Source organism: Streptomyces sp. NPDC057137 (assembly GCF_042670825.1).
In the GTDB taxonomy this organism is placed as follows: Bacteria; Actinomycetota; Actinomycetes; order Streptomycetales; family Streptomycetaceae; genus Streptomyces.
The window spans coordinates 14,655-36,020 of sequence record NZ_JBHUUW010000027.1 but is presented as its reverse complement, the minus strand read 5'-3'; the positions used below and the strand labels follow the sequence as shown (position 1 = coordinate 36,020).

Annotated in this window: 18 protein-coding genes; 8 read left to right on the top strand and 10 right to left on the bottom strand. The window is 70.1% G+C overall.

Annotated features, from left to right (window positions below; all coding sequences use genetic code 11):
• Window positions 1-10 precede the first annotated feature (10 nt).
• Genes ACFT9I_RS21720 through ACFT9I_RS21705 form a run of 4 tightly spaced genes read left to right on the top strand, consistent with a single transcriptional unit; the run spans window position 11 to window position 4,516 of the window.
• Window positions 11-1,105 (top strand): carbohydrate ABC transporter permease, encoded by a 1,095-nt coding sequence (locus tag ACFT9I_RS21720; protein ID WP_382566511.1) that lies wholly within the window; start codon window positions 11-13, stop codon window positions 1,103-1,105.
• Window positions 1,102-1,992, top strand: coding sequence for a carbohydrate ABC transporter permease (locus tag ACFT9I_RS21715; protein ID WP_382566510.1), 891 nt, complete (start codon window positions 1,102-1,104; stop codon window positions 1,990-1,992). Before ACFT9I_RS21720 ends, ACFT9I_RS21715 begins: the two co-directional genes overlap by 4 nt.
• Window positions 1,993-2,048: 56 nt before the next feature.
• On the top strand, window positions 2,049-3,206 hold the full coding sequence (locus tag ACFT9I_RS21710) for a carbohydrate kinase family protein (RefSeq protein ID WP_382566509.1): 1,158 nt from the start codon (window positions 2,049-2,051) through the stop codon (window positions 3,204-3,206).
• Window positions 3,206-4,516 carry an alpha-glucosidase/alpha-galactosidase gene (locus ACFT9I_RS21705; RefSeq protein WP_382566508.1) on the top strand — a complete coding sequence of 437 codons (1,311 nt, stop codon included), beginning with the start codon at window positions 3,206-3,208 and terminating at the stop codon, window positions 4,514-4,516. The genes ACFT9I_RS21710 and ACFT9I_RS21705 overlap by 1 nt, the downstream gene beginning before the upstream one ends.
• A 130-nt stretch (window positions 4,517-4,646) precedes the next feature.
• Here ACFT9I_RS21705 and ACFT9I_RS21700 read toward each other — a convergent pair whose 3' ends face one another.
• From ACFT9I_RS21700 to ACFT9I_RS21680, 5 genes are all read right to left on the bottom strand, one after another.
• Window positions 4,647-5,159, bottom strand: coding sequence for a hypothetical protein (locus tag ACFT9I_RS21700; protein WP_382566506.1), 513 nt, complete (start codon window positions 5,157-5,159; stop codon window positions 4,647-4,649).
• A 144-nt stretch (window positions 5,160-5,303) separates the two neighbouring features.
• On the bottom strand, window positions 5,304-6,062 hold the full coding sequence (locus ACFT9I_RS21695) for a dienelactone hydrolase family protein (RefSeq protein WP_382566505.1): 759 nt from the start codon (window positions 6,060-6,062) through the stop codon (window positions 5,304-5,306).
• A 7-nt stretch (window positions 6,063-6,069) separates the two neighbouring features.
• Window positions 6,070-7,809 carry a hypothetical protein gene (locus tag ACFT9I_RS21690; RefSeq protein WP_382566598.1) on the bottom strand — a complete coding sequence of 580 codons (1,740 nt, stop codon included), beginning with the start codon at window positions 7,807-7,809 and terminating at the stop codon, window positions 6,070-6,072.
• Between the two features lie 5 nt (window positions 7,810-7,814).
• Entirely contained in the window at window positions 7,815-9,671 is a 1,857-nt protein-coding gene (locus tag ACFT9I_RS21685) for a flavin-containing monooxygenase (protein WP_382566503.1), read from the bottom strand.
• A gap of 50 nt (window positions 9,672-9,721) precedes the next feature.
• A complete protein-coding gene (locus ACFT9I_RS21680) occupies window positions 9,722-10,324 on the bottom strand; it encodes a TetR/AcrR family transcriptional regulator (protein WP_382566597.1) in 603 nt (200 codons plus the stop codon).
• Window positions 10,325-10,772: 448 nt separating this feature from the next.
• Here ACFT9I_RS21680 and ACFT9I_RS21675 point away from each other — a divergent pair, with 448 nt between their 5' ends.
• Window positions 10,773-11,984, top strand: coding sequence for a S8 family peptidase (locus ACFT9I_RS21675; protein ID WP_382566502.1), 1,212 nt, complete (start codon window positions 10,773-10,775; stop codon window positions 11,982-11,984).
• Here the strand turns inward: ACFT9I_RS21675 and secD are convergent.
• From secD to ACFT9I_RS21660, 3 genes are all read right to left on the bottom strand, one after another.
• Window positions 11,968-14,403, bottom strand: coding sequence for a protein translocase subunit SecD (gene secD, locus ACFT9I_RS21670; RefSeq protein WP_382566500.1), 2,436 nt, complete (start codon window positions 14,401-14,403; stop codon window positions 11,968-11,970). The genes ACFT9I_RS21675 and secD overlap by 17 nt on opposite strands.
• A 76-nt stretch (window positions 14,404-14,479) precedes the next feature.
• On the bottom strand, window positions 14,480-15,028 hold the full coding sequence (locus ACFT9I_RS21665) for a hypothetical protein (protein WP_382566499.1): 549 nt from the start codon (window positions 15,026-15,028) through the stop codon (window positions 14,480-14,482).
• 52 nt (window positions 15,029-15,080) lie between these two features.
• The gene (locus ACFT9I_RS21660; RefSeq protein WP_382566498.1) at window positions 15,081-15,341 is read right to left on the bottom strand and encodes a hypothetical protein; all 261 of its coding nucleotides are present in this window, start codon (window positions 15,339-15,341) and stop codon (window positions 15,081-15,083) included.
• A 288-nt stretch (window positions 15,342-15,629) separates the two neighbouring features.
• On the opposite strand from ACFT9I_RS21660, the gene ACFT9I_RS21655 reads away from it, so the two are divergent.
• Together ACFT9I_RS21655 and ACFT9I_RS21650 are read left to right on the top strand one after the other, a co-directional pair.
• The gene (locus ACFT9I_RS21655; protein WP_382566497.1) at window positions 15,630-15,857 is read left to right on the top strand and encodes a DUF397 domain-containing protein; all 228 of its coding nucleotides are present in this window, start codon (window positions 15,630-15,632) and stop codon (window positions 15,855-15,857) included.
• Window positions 15,858-15,948: 91 nt separating this feature from the next.
• On the top strand, window positions 15,949-16,872 hold the full coding sequence (locus ACFT9I_RS21650) for a helix-turn-helix domain-containing protein (RefSeq protein WP_382566495.1): 924 nt from the start codon (window positions 15,949-15,951) through the stop codon (window positions 16,870-16,872).
• Here the strand turns inward: ACFT9I_RS21650 and ACFT9I_RS21645 are convergent.
• Together ACFT9I_RS21645 and ACFT9I_RS21640 are read right to left on the bottom strand one after the other, a co-directional pair.
• On the bottom strand, window positions 16,853-17,710 hold the full coding sequence (locus ACFT9I_RS21645; protein WP_382566493.1) for an SAM-dependent methyltransferase: 858 nt from the start codon (window positions 17,708-17,710) through the stop codon (window positions 16,853-16,855). The genes ACFT9I_RS21650 and ACFT9I_RS21645 overlap by 20 nt on opposite strands.
• Before the next feature lie 166 nt (window positions 17,711-17,876).
• Complete coding sequence (locus tag ACFT9I_RS21640) at window positions 17,877-18,503, bottom strand: hypothetical protein (protein WP_382566491.1); 627 nt, start codon at window positions 18,501-18,503, stop codon at window positions 17,877-17,879.
• A 360-nt stretch (window positions 18,504-18,863) separates the two neighbouring features.
• Between ACFT9I_RS21640 and ACFT9I_RS21635 the strand changes: the two genes are divergently transcribed.
• Window positions 18,864-21,356, top strand: coding sequence for an alpha-L-fucosidase (locus ACFT9I_RS21635; protein WP_382566489.1), 2,493 nt, complete (start codon window positions 18,864-18,866; stop codon window positions 21,354-21,356).
• Window positions 21,357-21,366 lie beyond the last annotated feature (10 nt).

Genomic DNA, 21,366 nt, shown 5'->3' with positions numbered 1-21,366 from the left:
GAGAACCACCATGCCGAGACTGCCCACACCGCTCACGCTCCCGGCACGGGATGGACGCCGGGACGGACGCCGGGACCGGGGCCGCGACCGGGGCCGGGACCGCAGGGACCGTAAAGGTGAGCGGGACCCCGACCGGCCGGTCGCACCGGCCCCCGGCCGGCGCCGCCGCTCACGGCTGCGCCGTGGCGAGACCGCGACCGCCTGGGCGTTCATCACGCCCGCCGTCCTGATCATCCTCGGGCTGAGCGTGATTCCCGTCGCCTGGTCCGTCCTGCTCTCCTTCCAGGCCTCCGACCTGGTCACCCCCAGCCGCTGGGTCGGACTCGACAACTACCGCGCGCTCAGCCAGGACCCGAACTTCAGCCAGGCCGTGCGGAACACCCTGCTCTACACGGTGCTGTACGTACCGCTGAGCATCGGCCTCGGGCTGGCGCTCGCCCTGGTACTGAACCGGCGTATCCGGCTCGTGGGGCTCTACCGGACCCTGATCTTCGTGCCGTTTGTCATCTCGGCCACAGCCCAGGGCGTGCTGTTCTCCTTCATCCTCGACCCGGAGTTCGGCGCCGCCAACTCCGTACTGAACAAGCTCGGCATCTCCGCCCAGGGCTTTCTCACCGACCCCGGCCAGGCCCTTCTCGTCCTGGTCGCGATCTCCCTGTGGAGCGGCACCGGCTTCTGCGTCGTCGTCTACCTCGCGGCCCTTCAGGACGTCCAGCCCTCCCTGATCGAGGCGGCGCGGCTGGACGGCGCCGGGCGGTGGCAGCTTCTGCGGCACGTCACCCTGCCCGCCATGACGCCGGTGAGCGTGTTCCTGTTGGTGTGGCAGACCATCAACGCACTTCAGGTCTTCGACCTGGTGTACGTGACGACCAAGGGCGGGCCGCTCGGGTCCACCACCGTGATCGTCTACTTCATCTGGGAACAGGCGTTCAAGAACTTCACCGCCGGTTACGGAGCCGCGGCGGCCTATGTGCTCGCGGTGGCGCTGGGCCTGGTCACCGTCGGCCTGCGGCTGGTGCGGGGCCGTGAACAGCGGCGCCACGCAGGTCCGGTAAGCCCGGCAACCCCCGTAACCCCCGTACGCCTCGAAGGAGCCGGCAAATGACGGCCACCTCCGCACCGGCCTCCACCGCACCGGCCACCTCCGCACCGGTCGCGCCGCGCCGACGGGGCCTCGCGCGGCTGCCGTTCAGCGCCTGGCATCTGCTGCTCGCGCCCCTCGCGCTCGTCTTCGCGGTCCCGCTGATCTGGCTGGTGCTCAGCTCCGTGATGAGAGACGCCGAGATCAACCGCTTCCCGCCCGCCCTGTGGCCCTCGGGCATCGACCTCGGCGGCTACCGCTACGTCCTCGGGAACGCCATGTTCCCGCGCTGGTTCGCCAACTCGCTGATCGTCTCGGCCGTCGCGGTCGCCTCGAACCTGCTGTTCGGCGCCCTCGGCGGATACGCGTTCGCCCGTATGCGGTTTGCCGGGTCCCGGCTGCTCATGGGGCTGATGCTCGCCACGATGGCGATCCCGTTCCAGCTCACGATGGTGCCCACCTTCCTCGTTATGAAGCGCCTCGGCCTCATCGACACCCTGGGCGCGCTGATCGTGCCGTCCCTCGTCACGCCGTTCGCAGTCTTCCTGCTGCGGCAGTTCTTCCTCTCCCTGCCGAGGGAGTTGGAGGAGGCCGCGTGGATGGACGGCTGCTCGCGGCTGCGGGTGCTGTTCCTCATCGTTCTGCCGATGTCACGGCCCGCGCTGAGCACCGTGGCGGTGCTGACCTTCCTGACCACCTGGAACGACCTGACCTGGCCGCTGATCGCCATCAACCACGACACGCAGTACACGCTGCAGCTCGGGCTCACGACCTTCCAGGGGCAGCACCACACCAAGTGGGCGGCCGTCATGGCGGGAAACGTGATCACCGTGCTTCCGGTGCTGCTCGCCTTCCTCGTGGCGCAGAAGTCGTTCATCCAGTCCATCACCTCCTCCGGACTCAAGGGATGAGACCGGACCACCTCGCCCATCTCTCCGCACGCCGTTCCGTACCTCAGGGAAGCCGGATGCCGCACAGCTCGCCCAACTCGCCCAACTCGCCGAACTCGCCCAGCTCGCCCAACACCCGCGCCTCGCTGGCCTCGTACTCCTCGCACACCTTCGATCTGTTGGTCGTCGGGGACGTCAACCCCGACATCGTCGTCGGACCACTCGACGCGCCCCTCGCCTTCGGCCAGCGCGAACAGCTCGTCGACAGCGGGCTGCTGACGCTCGGCGGCTCCGCCGCGATCATGGCGTGCGGCGCCGCCCGGCTCGGCCTGAAGGTCGCCTTCGCCGGGCGAGTCGGGGACGACGAGGCCGGGCGGTTCGTCGTGGCGGCGCTGGCCGCGCGGGGCGTCGACACCGGCGCCGTACGGATCGACCCCCGGCTGGCGACCCCGCTGACCGTCGTCGTGACGCGCGGCGACGGCGACCGTACGATCCTCACCGCGCCCGGCACCCTCGCCGCCACCCGCGCCGACGACGTACCCGAGGCGCTGCTCGGCGACAGCCGCCATGTGCACGCCGCCTCGTACTTCCTGATGCCACACCTGGCCGAGGGGCTGCCCGCCCTGTTCCGTACGGCACACGACCGGGGCGCCACCACCTCGCTCGACACCAACGACGACCCCGCCGGCACCTGGGACCAGGACGGCTCGCTCGGACTCGGCGCGCTGCTCGCCGTCACCGACATCCTGCTGCCCAACGCCCGGGAGGCCCGCGCGCTCGCCGGGCTGCCCGAGGACGCGCCGCTCGACACGGTCGCCGGCCAACTCGCCTCGCGCGGACCGCTCGTGGTCGTCAAGAACGGCGCCGACGGCGCCCTCGCGCACAACGGCCGCTCGTCGATCCGTACGCCCGGCATCTCCGCCCGCCCCCTCGACACGGTGGGCGCGGGCGACAGCTTCGACGCCGGCTTCGTCGCCGCCGTCCTGGCCGGACACTCGACCGCCGACGCGCTCGAACTCGCCGCCGTCTGCGGCGCGTTGTCCACCCGTGCGTACGGCGGCACCCCCGCCCAGCCCACCTGGGACGAAGCCAACGCGGCCCACGAAGCCCACTGGGCCCACGAAGCGCTCCCCGAGCCGCCGGCCGCCGAGCCGCCTTCCGTCGCGCCGCCCACGGCCGCGACCGCGACCGCGCCCACGGACCTCACCACCCATCGCAACGGAGCCACCTTCTGATGAGCACCACCAAGATCGCCTTCATCGGCGCGGGAAGCGTCGTCTTCACCCAAGGGCTCCTGACGGACCTCTTCGCCTTCGCCGAGCTTCGTGACATCCATGTCGCCCTGCACGACATCGACCCGGAACGGCTCGCCACCGCCCACGGCGCCGCCCGCCACATCGCGGCCCGCAGCGGCACCACGCCGCGCGTCACCGCGCACGCGGACCGCCGGGAAGCCCTGGCCGGCGCCCACTTCGTCATCAACATCGTCCAGGTCGGCATGGGCGAGTCGACCCGTACCGACTTCGACGTCCCCGCCCGCCACGGCGTCCGCCAGACCATCGGCGACACCCTCGGCATCGGCGGCATCTTCCGCGCGCTGCGCACCTTCCCCCTACTGAAGGCGCTCGGCGCGGACATCGCCGAACTGTGCCCCGACGCCTGGCTGCTCAACTACACCAACCCCATGGCGATGAATGTCCAGTACCTCACCGCCGCCACCGGACTGACCCGTGTCGTGGGTCTGTGCCACTCCGTCTACTGGACGCTGCGTGACCTGTCCGACCTGCTCGATGTGCCCTACCAGGAGGTCACCTACCGCGCGGCCGGGGTCAACCATCAGGCCTGGCTGCTGCGTTTCGAGCACAACGGCGCCGACCTCTACCCCCGACTGGACGAACTCATCGCCGCCGAGCCCCAGTTGCGGCGCCGCGTACGCGTCGACATGTACCGGCGCCTCGGCTACTACCCCACCGAGACGAGCGAGCACTCCGCCGAGTACGTGCCCTGGTATCTGCACCACGACAGCGAGATAGAGCGGCTGCGGCTGCCCGTCGGCGCGTACCTCGGGATCGTCGACGAGAACGTCGCCCTCTACGAGAAGACCCGCGACGCGCTCGCCACCGGCTCCCCGCTCGATGTCGAGGGCACGATGGAGTACGCGCCCCAGGTCATCCACAGCATCGTCACCGGCACCCCCCGGACGATTTACGGCAACGTCCCCAACCACGGCCTGATCGACAACCTCCCCGCGACCGGGACCGTCGAAGTGCCGTGCCTGGTCGACGCGTCGGGCGTCCAGCCGACCCGGATCGGTGCGCTGCCCGCCCAGTGCGCGGCGCTCAACCGCGGCTATCTCAGCATGAACGATCTGGTCGTCAGGGCGGCCCTGGAGGACGACCCGCGCTCCGTACGCCAGGCCGCCATGGCGGACCCCGCGACCGCCGCCGCGCTGCCCGTCGAGCGCATCTGGGAGCTGTGCGACGACATGGTGCGCGCGCACGGCGAACTGCTCCAGCCGTCGCTCCGGGCGACCGGCCTGCTCTGACCGGCGCCGCGCCACCTCTCACAGGAAACTGACACTCTCACCGGCTCGGGCGCCTTGGCGGAGGACGGCCACGGCGGGGGAGACGAGGAGTTGGGGGAGGGGGTGGCGGCCCCCACCCGGCGGCGGACGGTTACAACGACGCCTGAGTGACCTGCTCGGCGATCCCCTTCTTGATCGTCACGGTGACGTCCGGGCCGCCGGCCTTCGCGTAGTCGTCCAGCTCCTCGGGGGTGCAGGTCTCCGCCTCCGGGGTCTCCGGGTCGCCGCATATCTCGCCGCCGGTGATCTCGGTGTCCTCGGCGACCCAGAAGGGACGGCCGTCGACCTCCAGCTTGCCCGGCGCCACATAGGTGAGGGGGCCGGTGACCGTACCGTCCACGCGGTTGTCGGCACCGGCTTCACCCTCGCCGCCGTCATTGGCATCGGGGTTGTCGACGGCACCGGGATCGGCCGCGGCGTCGTCACCGGGGTCGGCGGGGTCGGCGGGGGGCTCCGTGCCCGCGTCCGCACCGGCGTCGGTCGTGGAACTGGCGGCGGGAGCCGCGGACGACTCCTCAGGGCCGCACCCGGTGAGGAACAGGCCGGCGGCGGCCAGGAGTCCGACGGCGGCGAGCGTGCGGGTGCGAGTGCGGCGGAGAGACATGGGGGGAGCCCTTTCGGCGTCGGATCATTGTTGATCTCGAATGATCAAACGCCATACATGGCGGGCCAGTTGACCAATCGGGGCCTCTGTTGCACTGCGATGATCAATCGCGTGCTTCTGTTACAGAACTCCCACTCGGCCGGTTCAGAGGGTGCGGCCCAGCAGCTCCAGCAGGGCCGTCCAGTGCCGCTCCGCCGCCTCGGCGTCGTACGACGAGGTGTCCGCCTGCGTGTACCCGTGGTGGGCGCCCGCGTAGACCTCGGCATGGTGGCGCACACCGGCGTCGGTGAGGGCCTTTTCGAGGCGTTCGACCTGCTCCGGGGGGAGCGCGGCGTCCTGGTCGGCGTGGCCGAAGTAGAGCTCGGCGGTGATCCGGTCGGCCCCGAGGTGCGGGCTGTCGGGCGCCTCACTGGCGAGCTGCGCGCCGTGGAAACCGGCCATGGCCGCGACCCGGTCCGGGTACGCGACGGCGGTACGCAGCGCCAGACCGGCGCCCATGCAGTAGCCGGTCACGCCGATCGGTCCTTCGGCGGCACGGGGTTCGGCGGCCAGCCGGTCCAGGTACGCGCCGGCGTCCCGTACGGCCAGCTTCGGGGTCAGCGACCGCATGGCGGGAAGCACACTCTGGAAGATCGCCGGGCGCTGGTCGTCGCCGATGAAATCGGGCAGTTCCACCAGCGGGGTCCGTCCCGCGCGGTAGAGGACGTTGGGGACCAGGACGGTGTAGCCCGCCGCCGCGATGCGGTCCGCCATGCCCTCGAGGCTCGGGCGCAGCCCGAACGCGTCCATGTAGAGCAGGACGGCGGGGTACGGGCCGGCGGATGCGGGGTGGACCAGGTAGGCGTCGGCCGTTCCGTCGGGAGTGGCGATGTCGACGGACGATCCGTGTACAGGGAGGGTCATGGGTGTCTCACTTCGTGGGTGGAGCGGTGGTCCGGGTGGTCGACGCGGCCGGGACCGGCGGGCTCGCCGGGGACAGCCGCACCAGTGACCCCTCGCCGTTGGCGGAGAGGAGGAGCGAGCCGTCCGAGGCCGCCGCCAGACCCGCGAAGAGGCCCGGCGAGCCGGGCATCCCATGCGTGAACAGGGCGACTTCGGCACGAGCGTCCATACCGGGCGGCGGTCCGACCGCCAGATCCTCGACGTCGACCCTACTCTCCCCGGTGATCAGGGACACGGCCCGCAGGGTGCGGTGCTCGGTGTCCACCGTGAACAGCTCCGTTCCCCGGACCGCCAGCCCCTGCGGCGCGCCGAGACCGTCCGCGACGGTCACCGTACGATCACCGTCGATACGCAGTACGGCTCCGAGCCGGTCGTCGCTGACATAGCAGCGCTGCTCGCTGTCGAGGGCGACGTCCACGGGGTGTTCGAGCCCGTCGGCCAGCACGGTCACGGTGTCCGCCTCGTCGATGGCCAGCACCCGGCCGGCGCCCGCCTCGGCGACGATCAGCGCGCCGTCCGCCCGAACGGCGATGCCCAGCGGCTGGTCGAGTCCGGTGGCCCGGACGCGCGTCGAGCTGGTTTCGGGGTCGTACGTCCGGACGGCGCCGTACTGCGACGTGAGGTGCAGCACCCCGTTGTCGGCGGCGATGCCGTGGCAGAAGGGCATCAGCTCGTGCGTGATCGCACCCCCGGACCGGTCCCCGTCGGCCTCGGCGTCCCGCTCGCCCCGCCCCGCGCTTCCGGGGCTCGCGAGCCGGTAGTGGTCCGCCGCGTGGACCGTGCCCCCGAGGTCGATCGTCACCCCGTAGGGTCCGACGAACCCGCGCGGCACGATGTCCCGTGTGCGGCCGTCGGGGTGCATCTCCGTGACGCCGCCGTCGGCGAAGCTGGAGACGAACAAGCGGTTCTCGGCGTCGAACGCCGCGTTGTCCAGCCCGACGACGCCGCTGGTGACGACCGAATGTGAGCCGGTGCCGTGGAGGTCGATACGGGTCACGAGGCCGGCGGCGCCGCGCGACAGGACGTGCAGGACGCCGCCCCGGTCGAACCGGACGGCGACCGGATCGTGCACCTCCTCCGCCACGACCTCCGGTACGCCGCCGTCCACCGGGATGCGCCAGACCTGGTTGGTCAGCATGTGCGGGTAGTACAGACAGCCGTCCGGGCCGAGTTGCATGGCATTGCCGAGAGCCAGTCCCTCGGTCAGCACCACCGGCTCGCCGCCGTCCGGGAACAGCTCCAGCAGACGGCCATTGGTCTTCATCTCGTTCACGAAGAGGCGGTCGCCGACGCAGGTGATGCCGTTGGGCACCCTGACCTCCTCGGAGACCAGCGTGTACGTCCCGTCCGGGCTGCGGCGCCACACTCGGCCCGGTACCAGGTCGGCGATGTACATCGAGCCGTCCGCCCCGAAGGCGAGATCGTCGGGCGACCGGACCGGGCCGTCCATCGGGACCACCGTCTCCACCTCTCCGGTGGCGATGTCCACGGCGCTGATCTGCCCGGCGAGGAACTGGGCGGCGTACAACCGCCCGTCGGGGCCGAAGGCGACACCGTTCGAACCCCACAGCGGGCTGGGCCTGTTGAGCCTCCGGGCCTCCCAACGACGGCTCGTGGCGTGGTGACGTGGCCCGGTCCCGTCGAAGCGACTGAAGTGAACGGAGCGACCGAAGCGGTCCACGTCGCTCACGTTGCTCACCTCGCTCACGTCGCTCACTCGGTCCCCTCGGTCCCGACGGTCTCCGCCCCGACGACCTCGCTCATGCCGCCGTCCTCGCGCCAGCGTCGGAGCAGGGCGTGGAACGCGACCGGGCCCTCGCCGTACGCCTCGCTCCGCTCCCTCGGCCTGCCCTCGTTGTTGTAGTAGCCGGGCGTGCACTCGGCCTGGAACGCGTAGAGATCGGCGGCCTTCTGACGGATAGTCACCACCCACGCCGCCTCGGCCTCGGCCGTCGGTTCGATGTACGGAGCCTCGCGCCTGCGCGCCTCGGCGACGACCTCGGCGACGTGCACCGCCTGTTCGTCCAGGATGTGCACGTAGTTGACTGCGCTGGCGTTCTGCAGCGGACCGAGCTGGAACAGATTGGGGAAGCCGTGGCTGTAGAACCCGTGGAGTGTCCTCGGCCCCTGCTGCCACGCCTCGGACAGGGCGACGCCGTCCCGGCCGTACACGGGGAGCTGACCGGACAGGATCCCCGAGACGCCGACCGCGAACCCGGTCGCGAAGATGACGCAGTCGACCTCGTACTTGGTCCCGCCGACCACCACCGCGTTCTCGGTGATCCGCTCGACGCCGTGGCTGTCGGCGGTGTCGACGAGGGTGACGTTGGGCCGGTTGAACGTCTGGAGGTAGTGATCGCTGAACGTGGGCCGCTTGCACATGTAGCGGTACCAGGGCTTGAGCGTCTCCGCCGTCGCCGGGTCCGCCACCTCCGCGTCCACCCGGGCGCGGATCTCGTTCATCTTCCGGAGATCGACGACCTCCTCCAGCCGCTCCCGCTCCCCGGGAGGCAGGTTCGTGTGCGTGGCGGCCGGAATGAGCTTCCGCTGGAGCCCGTTGCTGCTGGTCCAGCCGTCGGCGACCAGGTCCTCGTCCACCTCGCCACCGGTGACGAGCGTGAGGAAGTTGTCCCGGCGGCGCCGCTGCCAGCCCGGAGTCAGTGACTCGGCCCACCGCCGGTCCGTGGGCCGGTTGCCGCGTACGTCGACCGAGGACGGCGTGCGCTGGAACACGTACAGGTGCCCGGCGTCGGCCCCGAGGTGCGGCACGCACTGGATGGCCGTCGCACCGGTGCCGATGACGGCCACGCGCTTGTCGGCGAGCCGGTGGAGATTCCCGTCCGCGTCGCCGCCCGTGTAGGCGTAGTCCCAGCGGCTCGTATGGAACGTGTGGCCCTTGAAGGTCTCGATCCCGGGGATGCCGGGGAGCTTCGCCTGACTCAGTGTTCCGCTGGAGATCACCACATGGCGCGCCCGCATCCGGTCCCCGCGGTCCGTGCCGACGATCCACTCCAACGCCTCGTCGTCCCAGCGGAGTTCGGTCACCCGGGTCTGGAAGCAGGCGTCACGGTAGAGATCGAAGTGGCGCCCGATCGCCCGCGCGTGCTGCCGGATCTCCTCCCCGGGCGCGTACTTCCACTGGGGTACGTAACCGATCTCCTCCAGCAGCGGCAGATAGATGTACGACTCGATGTCGCAGTGGATCCCGGGATACCGGTTCCAGTACCAGGTCCCACCGAAGTCGCCGCCCTTCTCGATCACCCGGATCGACTCCACGCCCGCCTGCCGCAGCCGCGCACCGGCGAGCAGCCCGCCGAACCCGCCCCCGACGACCACGACTTCGACCCGGTCATCGAGCGGCTCGCGGTCGAACTCCGTTGCCGCGTAAGGGTCGTCGGCGTAGTAGCCGAACTCGCCTTCGGCACGCCGGTACTGGGTGTTGCCCTCGGGCCTGATCCTGCGGTCGCGCTCGGCGCGGTAGCGGGCCCGCACGGCATCGAGGCCGGCATCAACACAGGGGTCGACGTCGGCGGTCGAGTCGACGGACGTGGGGGTGTGGGGGGTGGGCATACGTGGTGTCTTCCCGTCTCTTCTGAACGATGCGGCCGCCGTACGCGCGGCTACGAGGTGGTACGGGGGGTGACAGGCGCCGTGAGCAGCCCGACGATCGCGTCGGTCAGCGCCTCGGCCGTCCGGGCCCACGAGGAGCGCGGTGGGACGGCGCCCTCGGCCAGGGCGCGTTCGCGTTCCGCGCATGTGTGGGTGATCAGATGGCGGGCCATGTCCCCGCGCTCGGCCCGTACCGGGGCGGGCAGGTCTTCGAGGCAGCGGCCGAGGCCTTCGAGGGTCCGCCGCAGGGAGTTTCTGACCAGGGCCTCGTCGATGCTGATCGCGCGCAGCAGCGGGTCGATCATGACCTGGACGCCGAAGCGGGCCTGCCAGGACGGGGTACCGAGCGAGGCGAGATGTTCCGCCACCGGCCGTACCAGACAGCCCACCCAGTCCCGGATGTCGTCGCTGTCGCCGACCTCCGCCAGATGCCGCCCCCGGATCCGGTCGATCTGATCGCCGTGCGTGGAGAGGATGGCGCGGATCAGGCCGGCCTTGCCGGTGAAGTGGTAGCTGACGGCGGCGACGTTGCCCTGGCCCGCCGCCTCGCAGATCTGACGGTTCGACACGGCGGACAGGCCGTGCTCCGAGAACAGCCGCTCCGCCGTCGACATGATCGCCTCACGGGTCTCTGCGACACGGTCGGCCCGCGTCGTCCTGCCGTGTCCGCCGCTCACCTCTGGCCTCCTCGAATCGTGCCGGTGCGTGGGGCTCCGGCGCCCGGTCCCGCGGCCCCGCGACCCCTCAGCCCCTCAGCCCCTCGGCCTTTCGCAGTCAATCCGAGATCGATTAGCGAGTCAATCGACTGACTTAATACAAGCCACGCACCGACTTGATCTACGCATCCGCTCCGACTCCGCCGTTCTCGCGACGGCCGTATTGCCTTTACGTAACGGCCAGTTGACGGAGTGTCATTCCCGTGTCGCGGTCATGACATCACCCCGGAATCGCTTGTTCCGCCCGAACGCGCAGGTCATCGTCGGTGTGCGGCGTACGACCCCGTACGCCACCCCCACCCGGCGCGTGGAAATCCAACGCGCCACCTTTCGAAGGAATCTCTCGATGGCAGCAGTACGCGACACCAAGCGGCGCATCACCGTGGCAGTCACCACCGCGGCGACCCTGGCGGCGGTACTCGGCGCGGGTCTGGCCGCACCGGCCCAGGCGGCCCCGGCGGAAGGCAGGATCCTGCACGCGGGTGCGGCCGAGGCGGTGCCCGGAAGCTACATCGTCACCTTGAAGCAGACGGCCGGACTCAAGGCGTCAACGGCCCAGGGCAAGCAGCTGATATCCGGCTACGGCGGCCAGATCAAGCGCACGTACACCTCCGCGCTCAACGGCTACGCCGCGACCCTCAGCAGCGCCGAGGCGAAGCGGCTCGCCGCCGACCCGGCGGTCGCGCGGGTCGAGCAGGACCAGAAGGTCCACTCGACCGCCACGCAGACCAACGCCCCCTGGGGTCTCGACCGCATCGACCAGCCGAACCTTCCGCTGAACGGCACCTACAACTACCCGGACTCGGCGGGCGGCAACACGACCGTCTACGTTCTCGACACCGGCGTACGCATTACCCACCAGGAGATCAGCGGCCGGGCCTCGTACGGCTGGGACTTCGTCGACAACGACGCCACCGCCCAGGACGGCGCCGGCCACGGCACGCACGTCGCCACGACCGTCGCCGGGACCACCTACGGCGCGGCGAAGAAGGCGAAGATCGTCGCCGTGCGCGTCCTCGGCAACAACGGCTCCGGTACGACCGCCGGAGTCATCGCCGGTGTCGACTGGATCACCGCCAACCACGTCGCCTCCTCCGTCGCGAACGTCTCGCTCGGCGGCGGGGCCAGCACCACGCTGGACGACGCGGTGCGCAGATCCATCGCGTCCGGGGTGACGTACTCGATCGCGGCCGGCAATTCGGGCGCGCTCGCGTCCAACTACTCGCCCGCCCGGGTGGCCACCGCGATCACCGTCGGCGCCACGACCCGGACGGACGCGCGGGCCACGTACTCCAACTACGGCCCCACCGTGGACATCTTCGCGCCCGGCTCCGACATCACGGCTGGCTGGAACACCTCGGACAGCGCCACCTACACCGGTAACGGCACCTCCTTCGCCGCTCCGCACGTCTCGGGCGCTGCCGCGGTCTACCTGACGAACCACCCGGGCGCCTCCCCGGCGGCCGTCGCCACCGCGCTGGTCAACGGGGCGACGTCCAACGTCATCTCGGGCGTCGGCACCGGCTCCCCGAACAAGCTGCTCAAGCTCGTCCCGTAACGAGAACGGCCCTACCACCGCACACCGCACCAACGCACCACCGCACCAGCGCTCGACGGCCGGGGATCCGGGCGTGGGAAATGCCTCCCACGCCCGGGTCCCCGGCCCGCGTCACACCCGTGCCCCGTTGTCGGCGGCCCGACCGCGACTCGGCAGCGGTCGCGCACGGCCGTTGCCGCGCCGGCGGACCGCCCTTCCCACGCGACTCCATCGCGAGCGCGAGCGGCACAGCCGTGAACACGGAGGAGTACGTCCCCACACAGATGCCGATGAGCAGCGCCAGCGCGAAGTCCCGGAGCGAGTCCCCGCCGAGCACCGCCAGGGCGGTGAGAATGAACAGCGCGCCCATCCCCGTGTTCACCGTTCTGGGCACGGTCTGCAGTACGGCTGTTCGCGCGGCCGGCAACAGCGGACCGCCGGGCTTCCTCGCCCACAGCTCACGGACCCGGTCGAAGACCACCACCGAGTCGTTGACCGAGTAGCCGATGACGGTGAGCAGCGCGGCCAGGAAGATCCCGTCGACGGGACGGCCCAGCCAGGCGAAGACACCGACCAGGATCACCACGTCGTGCACCAGCGCGGTCACCGACGCCACCGCGAACGACCACCTGAACCGCACCGAGAGATACAGGAGTTGGGCCCCGACGGCGATCCCCAGCGCGATGAGCGCGTGGCGCCTCAGCTCGTCGCCGAGGCTGGGGCCGATCAGGTCGTCCCGTACCTTCGTGGTCGGTCCGCCCTCCTCGGTCAGGGCGCTCCTGATGGCCGCCTCGGCCCGCTCGCCCGTATCCCCGGTACGTACCGACAGCTCCCGTTCGCCCGCCGTGGTGACGTCGGCGTCGGCGAACCCCGCGTCGGCCAGGGCCGTGCGAGCCGTGTCGACGCCGACCGGCCGGCTCGTCGTGTACTCCATGAGCCGCCCGCCGGTGAACTCCACCCCGAGATTCAGCCCGCGCAGCGTGACTCCCAGGACCGCGAGGGCCACCACGACCGTCGAGACCACCAGCCACCGGCGCGACCTGCGGAACAGCTGCGGGGCGCGGCGGGTCAGATACGTACGTACCCGGCCCGGCAGGCCGATTCCGTTGACGCGGGGGAAATCGGTGACGAAGCGGGAGCGCGCCGCCATCTCTGTCAGCGCCCGCGCGATGACCAGGGCGGAGAACATCGACACGAGTACACCGATGGCGAGCGTGACACCGAACCCCTTCACGGGCCCCGATCCGAGGCCGAAGAGGAGGCCCGCCGCGAGCAGCGTCGTCACGTTGGAGTCGAGGACCGCGGTGCGGGCGTTACGGAATCCGGCGGCCAGCGCGGACCGCAGGGTGCGGCCGGAACGGCTCGCGTACTCCTCCCGTGCCCGTTCGAAGGCCAGCACGTTGGCATCGACTGCCATACCGATGGCGAGGACGAACCCGGCCAGCCCGGGGAGCGTCAAGGTGACGCCGAGCGCGACCAGGGCGGCGTACGAGATCAGCGCGTACCCGGCCAGGGCCAGCGACGCGAGGCCGCCGAAGAGGCGGTACACGAAGGTGATGAACAGGGCCGTCAGGCCGGCGCCGATCACCGCCGCCCGTGTGCTCGCGCTGATCGCCTCGGCGCCCAGCGTCGGTCCCACGGTGCGCTGTTCGGCCACCTCGACCGGTACGGGCAGGGCCCCGCCCTTGATCAGCAGCGCCAGATTCTTGGCCTCATCGGCGGAGAAGGACCCGCTGATCTGTGTCGTGCCGGACGGCAGTCCGGCACCGCAGTCCACCGAAGGGCTCACCTGCGGTGCGGAGATCACCTGGTCGTCCAGCACGATCGCGACCCGGCGCCGTTCGTCCTGGGGCGGATGGCAGGCGGCCTCTCCGGTGAGGCGCGTCCAGGCGCGGGACGCGTCGTCGCGGAAGTCGAGGGAGACGAACCAGCCCGCCCCCCGCTGCCCGTCGAACTCCGCGCGGGCGTCCTTCACACCGGCGCCCGAGAGATCCGAGGGACCGAGCCTGAGCTTCCGTCCGCTCTCGTCGGGAAGCACCAACTCCTCCGACGACCCTGGCCGGTCCGGATCGGAAGCGCCCTCGTCGGCGGCGCCGTTGACGGGATGGAAGGTCAACTGGGCGGTCCGGCCCAGCACCTCGGCGGCCTCGCGCGGATCGGTCACATCGGGAAGTTCGACGAGAACACGGTCCTCACCGGACCGGGTGACGGTCGGCTCCGAGACCCCCAGCGCGTCGATCCGTTGGCGCAGGACCTCCACCGTACGGTCGGTGCTCTCCCGGTCCGCCTTCGCGGTCGGGGAGTCCTTGGCCTGGAGAACGAGCCGGGTGCCGCCTTGCAGATCCAGCCCCAGTCTGGGGCTCATGGTCAGAGTGATGAACAGCGATACGAGCAGGACGACCGCAGCCAGAACTGCCCGCACCGTGGTGGCGCGAGTCATGGGAATCCTCCGGGAGGGCGCCGGAACGCGCCGCCCCACGGGGGGAATCGGGCCTGGCTCTCAGGCCCGCCCACCTCTACCGAGGGCGGTGCACCGGCGCGGAAACGGGACAGTGCGGATGACTGCTCCCGGAGGGAGGCCCGCGGACGTCCGGCAGGCCCGAGGGATCGGCCGTCGGCGCGGCGACACCGGCAGGCGCGCCGCACTCCACGACGGCGCGGGGGACGGGAAGTGCCGCGGGGACCGGCAGGGCGCCGCTGTCGGGCTGCGGCGAGTGCTGCTGCGTGCGCTCGCCGGGTGCCCACAGGCCCAGGCCCGCCGAGGTGCTCGCGGCGCGGGGTGACTGCCCCCGGACATCGCGGGAGCGCTCGGAGCGCGTCGGCCGGTCGGCCTGCTGGGGGAGCGTCCGCTGTACGGGGGTGGCCGCCGCGGCGCCGGCGCTCGTGCCCATGGCGCCGAGCGCGGACGCCGGAGCGGGAGACACCAGCGTGACGACGCCGAGAAGCAGCGCCGACAGCACCCCCGCGGCACGCTGCCGGACTCCCCAAGCCGCCCGCCGCACCCGTGAGTTCATCGGCGCGGGGCTCGCGCGACGGGCGCGCGGCTGCCGTGCCTGGACATTCACCGTCACAACGTACCTGGTGCGGGCCGAGGGGGTGTGTTCCTCGCGAGAAGGGTCAGATGAGGGCGGCCCGTACGTCGGCGAGCGCCTCGTCGAGCGTGTCGGCGGTGTTCTCGTGCCCGCTGAACCCCTCGTCCTCGGCGGGGTCGACGGTCCATCCCCAGCCGCTCTCCGGGTGCCCGTCGATCGTCGCCGCGTGTTCGCCCTTGGTGAGGGTGATCGAGAGATTGCCCGCCGGGAAGGCGGTCACCTCGGCGTGCGCGCTCTCGCCGAACGCGTGATGGATGGCGTCGCGGGCTTCCTGCTCCGTGGTCATGGCTGCTCCTGAATGATCGGCGGTCGGTTACGGGCGGCAGACTCGGCGAGGCTAATCGAACATTCTTCTCCAGGCTGATGCCGCGCTCGGCGCTACGCCGCGATCACCCTTCAGGGGGACAGCTCCGTTCGAGTGTCCCGGTCTACCATCGCCGTGTTCCTGCCCGTGCAATTGCATGACGGGATTGCACAGGCCCCCTGTCTGCGGCTTCACCGCCGAGAGGACGGGAAGTCGACAGGGGGTCGACGAGAAGTCGGATTTTTCGAACACACAGCCAGGGAGAAGCGTATGGACGGCTATCGCAACGGTGTCTCCGCGGGTTCCATCACGGCGGACTGGATCAAGAGCGAGAAGAGTTCGGCCAACGGTCAGTGCGTCGAACTCGCGTCCCTGCCGGGCGGTAAGGTGGCGATGCGCAACTCGACCGATCCCGACGGGCCGGCGCTGATCTTTGAGGCGCTTGAGATGGAAGCCTTCCTGGACGGTGCGAGGAAAGGCGAGTTCGACACCCTGTAGTTCAACGCCCTGTAGTTCAACTGGGCTGGTTTGAATACCAGTTCGGTGGGACACGCGCGCTTCGCCGTGCCATGATGAGCCACGCTTATTCATGAACGGAGCACGCGTGTCCCATCAACCTGATAACCCGGTCCCGCTTTTCGGCCCCGTTCGTCGACCGAGTCTCAATCCGACAGCGGCCGGCATCGTGCTCGGCGCGGAACTGCGCAGAATGCGTGAGGCGCGTAAACTCACCGCCACCCACTCGGCGAAATTGATCAACGCCTCTGTTTCCAAGGTGAGTCGGCTCGAACGGGCGCTGAGCCCGCCGGATCTGCGGGACGTCGAAGTCCTCGCCGACAAGTACGGGGCGAACGCGACCGAGCGCGCCCAGCTGAGGCGCCTCGCCCAACGCGCGCTGGAACCTGAGTGGTTCGACCGCTACTCGGACTACGCGGCCTCGTGGATGCAGCGGCTGATCGCGCTGGAGTCCGATGCCGTGTACTTCTGCACCTACGAAGCCCGCATCGCACCCGGTCTCCTCCAGACCGCCGCGTACGCCCGGCAGATCATCAGCGACGGCCTCCGCGTCTCCGAGGGCGACCAGGTCGAACAGCGTGTCGAGTTGCGGGCGGAGCGGCAGCGGCGGTTCTTCGAGCAGCCCGACCCACCCAAGGGGAAATTCCTCCTCGACCAGTCCGTACTGCTCCGCCAGGTCGGCACCCGGCAGACCATGGCCGAGCAGCTGCGCAAGCTCCTGGACTACAGCGACCGGCCCGGTGTCAGCATCCAGTTCGTACCGCTGAACAGCAGCGTCGTGTCCAACCACGGTTCCATGGCGCACCTGCGCTTCGGCCCCCTCGGTCCACCCGCCATGGTGTATGTCGAGGGGGACGACGACGCGACGTACTACGTCAAGCCGGACGAGGTGGAACGGCGGGTGGAGCTGATGCTGCGCCTCAGCCATGAGGCGGCCGCGTCATGGCGGGACAGCCGGGCCATACTGCAGGACGCCGTCAAGCAGTACGAGGACTAGGAACCGTGCCCGTGCCCTGCCGGGTCGGTGCCACATCCGCCGGCACTTCGGCCAGACCGCCGTACTCCGTCCACTCGATGCTGCGCTGCCGTTGCTGCAGCTCGGAGTTCGGACGCCAGTCCGTGACGTCGACCAGACCGGGCGGCTGAACCAGCAGACCGTCGAAGTACCGGTCCACCTCCGCCCGTTCGCGGACCCGGCCCCAGCGGCCGTGGGTCTGCTCCAGCATCATCTCCGTCACCTGCCGCCGCAGTTCGGCGTCGTCGCTGACCAGTTGGCAGATCACCACGAAGCTGCCGGGCCGCAGGCGGTCCACGACACGCGTGACAAGGTCGCCCGGTCCGGCGGTGTCGGGAATGCAGTGCAGAACGGAGTTGAAGAGGACACCGACCGGCTGGTCGAGGTCGATGAGTCGCTTGAAGTCGGCGTGCCCCAGGATGTAGTCGGTCTCCAGCATGTCCGACGCGATGACGACGCTCTGGTCGTTCTCGTCGAAGATCGCCTGACCGTGCGCGAGAACAACGGGGTCGTCGTCGACATAGACGACATGTGACCGGGGATCAACGGCCTGAGCGATCTGATGAACGTTGTTCTGCGTCGGCAGACCGGAGCCGAAATCGACGAACTGCCGAATTCCGTGCTCCTCGGCCATGACGCGCACCACGCGTTCCAGGAACCAGCGGTTGTTCCGGGCGAGTTCCTTCGTGGTCGGCGCGACCTTCAGAAGCTGCTCGGACGCCTTCTGGTCGACCTCGTAGTTGTAATGGCCGCCCAGCAGCCAGTCGTACATTCGCGCCGCACTGGGAACGGATAAATCGACACGCCTGTTGTCCGCCAAGGGACAGACTCCTCCCGGTTCGAGCCCCGATCTCGCCAGGGAATACGAACCCATCCTAGGAGGGCAGCCCAAGGCGCACCACCACTTGTCGGGGTGATGATGGCGAAGGGTGGCGCGAACGTGGCGCTCGGCATGTGGCCGTTCGCGCCCCGGAGTTGGTCCTGCGTCACGGACGGGAAGTGTGTTGCCTCAGTTGTTGGAGTGTCGTGGCGGAGAGTTGTCGCTGGACGGTCAGCAGGGACGCGGCCACCGCCGGCGGTTCGATGCCCATCAGATCGGCGATGGCCGCGGCGGTCATGAACAGCCGCCACCTCAACAGGGCGATGTCCGCGAGGTCCTGGGGGAGCGTGTCGTACAGCCGCCCGACGGCCGGATCCTGCCCTCCGGCTCCTCCAGCTTCGCCGGCTACTCCGGTACAGGGGCTCGCGGCCTGGATCTGCGCGCGCAACTGCCGCCACGCGTCCGCCGTGGGACGGGCGTTCCGCAGAAAGTCGCTCCACCGGCCGCCGACGGCGGTGATGGCCGCCTCGACGGCGGCCCGGCTCGCGGTCTCGTCGACCAGTCTCGCCCGTGCGTAGCGGAGATAGTCGGGCCGGTGCAGCTGAACAAAGGCGGCGAGGCCGAGGAGGCTGTGCTGATCCGCCGGCCGACCGGGAATCGCTGCGGAAATGCTGGGCGCGCTGATATCGTGCGATTGCCCGGAGGGCGGATCTATCCAACCTCGGCGAAATTGGTCAAGCATCAGTTCTCCGCTTTTGATCGCTTCGCACCCTGGGTTCTGGCTGGTACCCATTCCCCGGGGCGGGCTCCTTACCGGGAGCTGAAACGACCGTACCGTGTGTCACTCCGCGGCTGTCATGAATAGCCCCTCATGCAAAGTCAGATTCTCTCAGGTGTGCCAATGGGCATCTCTCGCCACTGAGTTCGAAACTCGATTCGAATACCGCCTTTCCTTTTCGTGCGGGTGGGTCGTTTTATTTTCGAATTCGATCGGAGTGGTGAACCTGCCGCGCCGTAGGGGGTGACGCGCGCCCAACTCGCCTCTAACATCCGATGTGTTGGTCCGATCGATGGTCAAAACTGGGCGCAAAGTACCTAATTGGTCCTTCAGGGTCGGATGTATCCATGGGATCGCTCGCGGAGGAGTGTCGGAATGCGCAAGGTGATCGGCGTCGTGCTCGCGTTGCTGCTCGCCGCCGGGGCGGTGGCGATGGGCCCTCCCGCGGCGGTCGCCACCTCGGCGGACCGGCCAGACGGAGCGTCCGTCCGCGGCATACCCGGCGCGATCGACCTCAGCGCCGACGAAGACCTCGCGGCCTGGCAGCGGCTCCAGTTCGGGATGTTCATCCACTGGGGTCTCTTCTCCGAGCTGGGCGGTGTCTGGAAGGGCGAACCGGTCACCTCCGGGTACAGCGAGCAGATCCAGATGTGGGCCGACATCTCCGAGGAGGAGTATCTGGACGTCGCGGCCCGCTTCCGGCCCGACCGTTTCGACCCCGCCGAGATCTGCTCGCTCGCGAAGCGCGCGGGCATGCGCTACGTCGTCATCACCAGCAAGCACCACGACGGCTTCTCCATGTTCGACACCGCCACCACCGACTACGACGTGACGGACGCGACCCCTTACGGCAAAGACCCCCTGAAGGCGCTCGCCGACGAATGCCGAAGCCAGGGACTGAAGTTCGGCTTCTACTTCTCCCTGGTGGACTGGCATCAGGGCCATGACTTCGACGGCGGCAACAACAATCCGATTCCCGCCTCGATGGAACCCGTGATCAAGGCGCAGATCCGCGAGCTGATGACCAACTACGGCGACATCGCCGAGGTGTGGTTCGACATGTCGTCGCCCACCGACGCGCAGAGCGAGGAGTTCGCCGGCATCGTCCGCGAACTCCAGCCGAAAGCGGCGGTCAACAGCAGGGTGTGGAACAACAAGGGTGACTTCCGCACCCTCGGCGACAACGAGATTCCCTCCGTGGCACTCGACGGCGCCTGGCAGACCCCCGCGTCGATCTACCACGACACCTGGGGCTATCGCAGCTGGCAGGTCCGCGACGACCTGCCCGGCAAGATCCGGGACCTCGTCGTCGGACTCACCGGCGTACGGGCCCGTGGCGGCAACTACCTGCTCAACATCGGCCCACGCGGCGACGGTTCGGTGGTCGAGTTCGAGGCCGACGTCCTGCGCGGCATGGGCGACTGGCTCGCCCGCCACCCCGGCGCCGTGCTCGACGCGTCCGCCACCCGCTTCGGCGGACAGCCCTGGGGCGAGGTGACGGTCAACGAACGCGACCTGTTCCTGCACGTGACCGACTGGCCGGAGTCGGGCGAACTGCGCCTGCCCGGCCTGGCCACCTCGGTACGAGAGGTCCGCGAGGACGGGGCGGCGCAACGGCTCGACTGGCGCCGGGACGGGAACGACCTCGTCGTCACGCTACCGGAGACACCACGCGACCAGGTGCTCCCCGTCATCAAGGTCGAACTCGGCGGAGAGCTGCGGATCATCCCGCCGAGCACTGTCTCCCTCGGCCGCGACGGGGCCGTCGCCCTCGGCGCGGCGGACATCGAGCACGGCTACAGCTACGCCGACGACGGCAGCTACCCCAGCACCCGGCGGACCACCGTGCGCCACACCGCGTACGTCACCGCCGACCGCGCCGGGCAAGTGTCGCTGGCGGCACGGGGAGAGGCCCGCCCGGACGCGCTCTACCGCCTCCAAGTCGGCTCGCGGGCCCGGCTGGTGAAGGGCGAGGACCTGACCCGCGAGGCCGTCGGCCCCTTCACCGTACGACCCGGCCAGGTCACCCCCGTAACCCTCACCCTCGCGCGGCCGGACCACGCGGGCGAGGACCTCGGGCTACGCCTCGACGCGCTGCTCGTCGCCCCCACCGGAAGCGTCGTCTCCTGGGCCCAGCCGCCGGACCAGCTCACGGTCGGCACGGTGACGGACGTCCCGGTCCAGGTGACGAACCTCGGCCGGACCGCGGCGCGCGGCACCCTCGCGCTGCGGGCGCCCGCGGGGTGGACCACGGGCGGGGGAGCGAAGTTCAACGGCCTGGAGGCGGGCCGTACCCACACCGTCACGGCCCCCGTGTCCGTGCCGGCGGCGACCGGGACCGGCCGCGCCGCACTCGAAGCCGTCGTGACCGGCGGCGGACGACACGTACTCGAACTCACCAGCCACGTCGAGGTCGTACTGCCCAATGTGGCGCGCGGCAGGACGGCGACCCAGTCGAGCACGGCGTGGGACGGGGTCGCGGGCCGCGCGGTGGACGGGAACACCGCGGGGGACTATCTGCGCGACAACACCACGACCCACACCGCCGAACCGTCCCGCGAGGCGTGGTGGCAGGTCGATCTGGAGCGGTCCCACACCATCGACACCGTCGAGATCTGGAACCGCACCGACTGCTGCGCGGAACGCCTGGCGGACTACTGGGTGCTGGTCTCCGACACCCCGTTCACCTCGGACTCACTGGAGGAGGCACGCACCGCGCCGGGTGTGACCGCCGTCCACCGCGAGGATCAGGCGGGGCGCCCGACGAGCGTCGAACTCGCCGGGGCGAAGGGCCGCTACGTACGCGTCCAACTGGCTTCCCCCACCAATCCCCTGTCGTTGACGGAGGTCGCGGTCAGGGCCGGATAGCGCTCGTCGG

Coding starts and splice junctions, on each gene's coding strand:
- ACFT9I_RS21720 (WP_382566511.1), top strand. CDS start 11: ATGCCGAGACTGCCCACACCGCTCACGCTCCCGGCACGGGATGGACGC.
- ACFT9I_RS21715 (WP_382566510.1), top strand. CDS start 1,102: ATGACGGCCACCTCCGCACCGGCCTCCACCGCACCGGCCACCTCCGCA.
- ACFT9I_RS21710 (WP_382566509.1), top strand. CDS start 2,049: ATGCCGCACAGCTCGCCCAACTCGCCCAACTCGCCGAACTCGCCCAGC.
- ACFT9I_RS21705 (WP_382566508.1), top strand. CDS start 3,206: ATGAGCACCACCAAGATCGCCTTCATCGGCGCGGGAAGCGTCGTCTTC.
- ACFT9I_RS21700 (WP_382566506.1), bottom strand. CDS start 5,159: ATGTCTCTCCGCCGCACTCGCACCCGCACGCTCGCCGCCGTCGGACTC.
- ACFT9I_RS21695 (WP_382566505.1), bottom strand. CDS start 6,062: ATGACCCTCCCTGTACACGGATCGTCCGTCGACATCGCCACTCCCGAC.
- ACFT9I_RS21685 (WP_382566503.1), bottom strand. CDS start 9,671: ATGCCCACCCCCCACACCCCCACGTCCGTCGACTCGACCGCCGACGTC.
- ACFT9I_RS21680 (WP_382566597.1), bottom strand. CDS start 10,324: ATGTCGACGGCGGAGCGGCTGTTCTCGGAGCACGGCCTGTCCGCCGTG.
- ACFT9I_RS21675 (WP_382566502.1), top strand. CDS start 10,773: ATGGCAGCAGTACGCGACACCAAGCGGCGCATCACCGTGGCAGTCACC.
- secD (WP_382566500.1), bottom strand. CDS start 14,403: ATGACTCGCGCCACCACGGTGCGGGCAGTTCTGGCTGCGGTCGTCCTG.
- ACFT9I_RS21660 (WP_382566498.1), bottom strand. CDS start 15,341: ATGACCACGGAGCAGGAAGCCCGCGACGCCATCCATCACGCGTTCGGC.
- ACFT9I_RS21655 (WP_382566497.1), top strand. CDS start 15,630: ATGGACGGCTATCGCAACGGTGTCTCCGCGGGTTCCATCACGGCGGAC.
- ACFT9I_RS21650 (WP_382566495.1), top strand. CDS start 15,949: ATGAACGGAGCACGCGTGTCCCATCAACCTGATAACCCGGTCCCGCTT.
- ACFT9I_RS21640 (WP_382566491.1), bottom strand. CDS start 18,503: ATGGGTACCAGCCAGAACCCAGGGTGCGAAGCGATCAAAAGCGGAGAA.
- ACFT9I_RS21635 (WP_382566489.1), top strand. CDS start 18,864: ATGCGCAAGGTGATCGGCGTCGTGCTCGCGTTGCTGCTCGCCGCCGGG.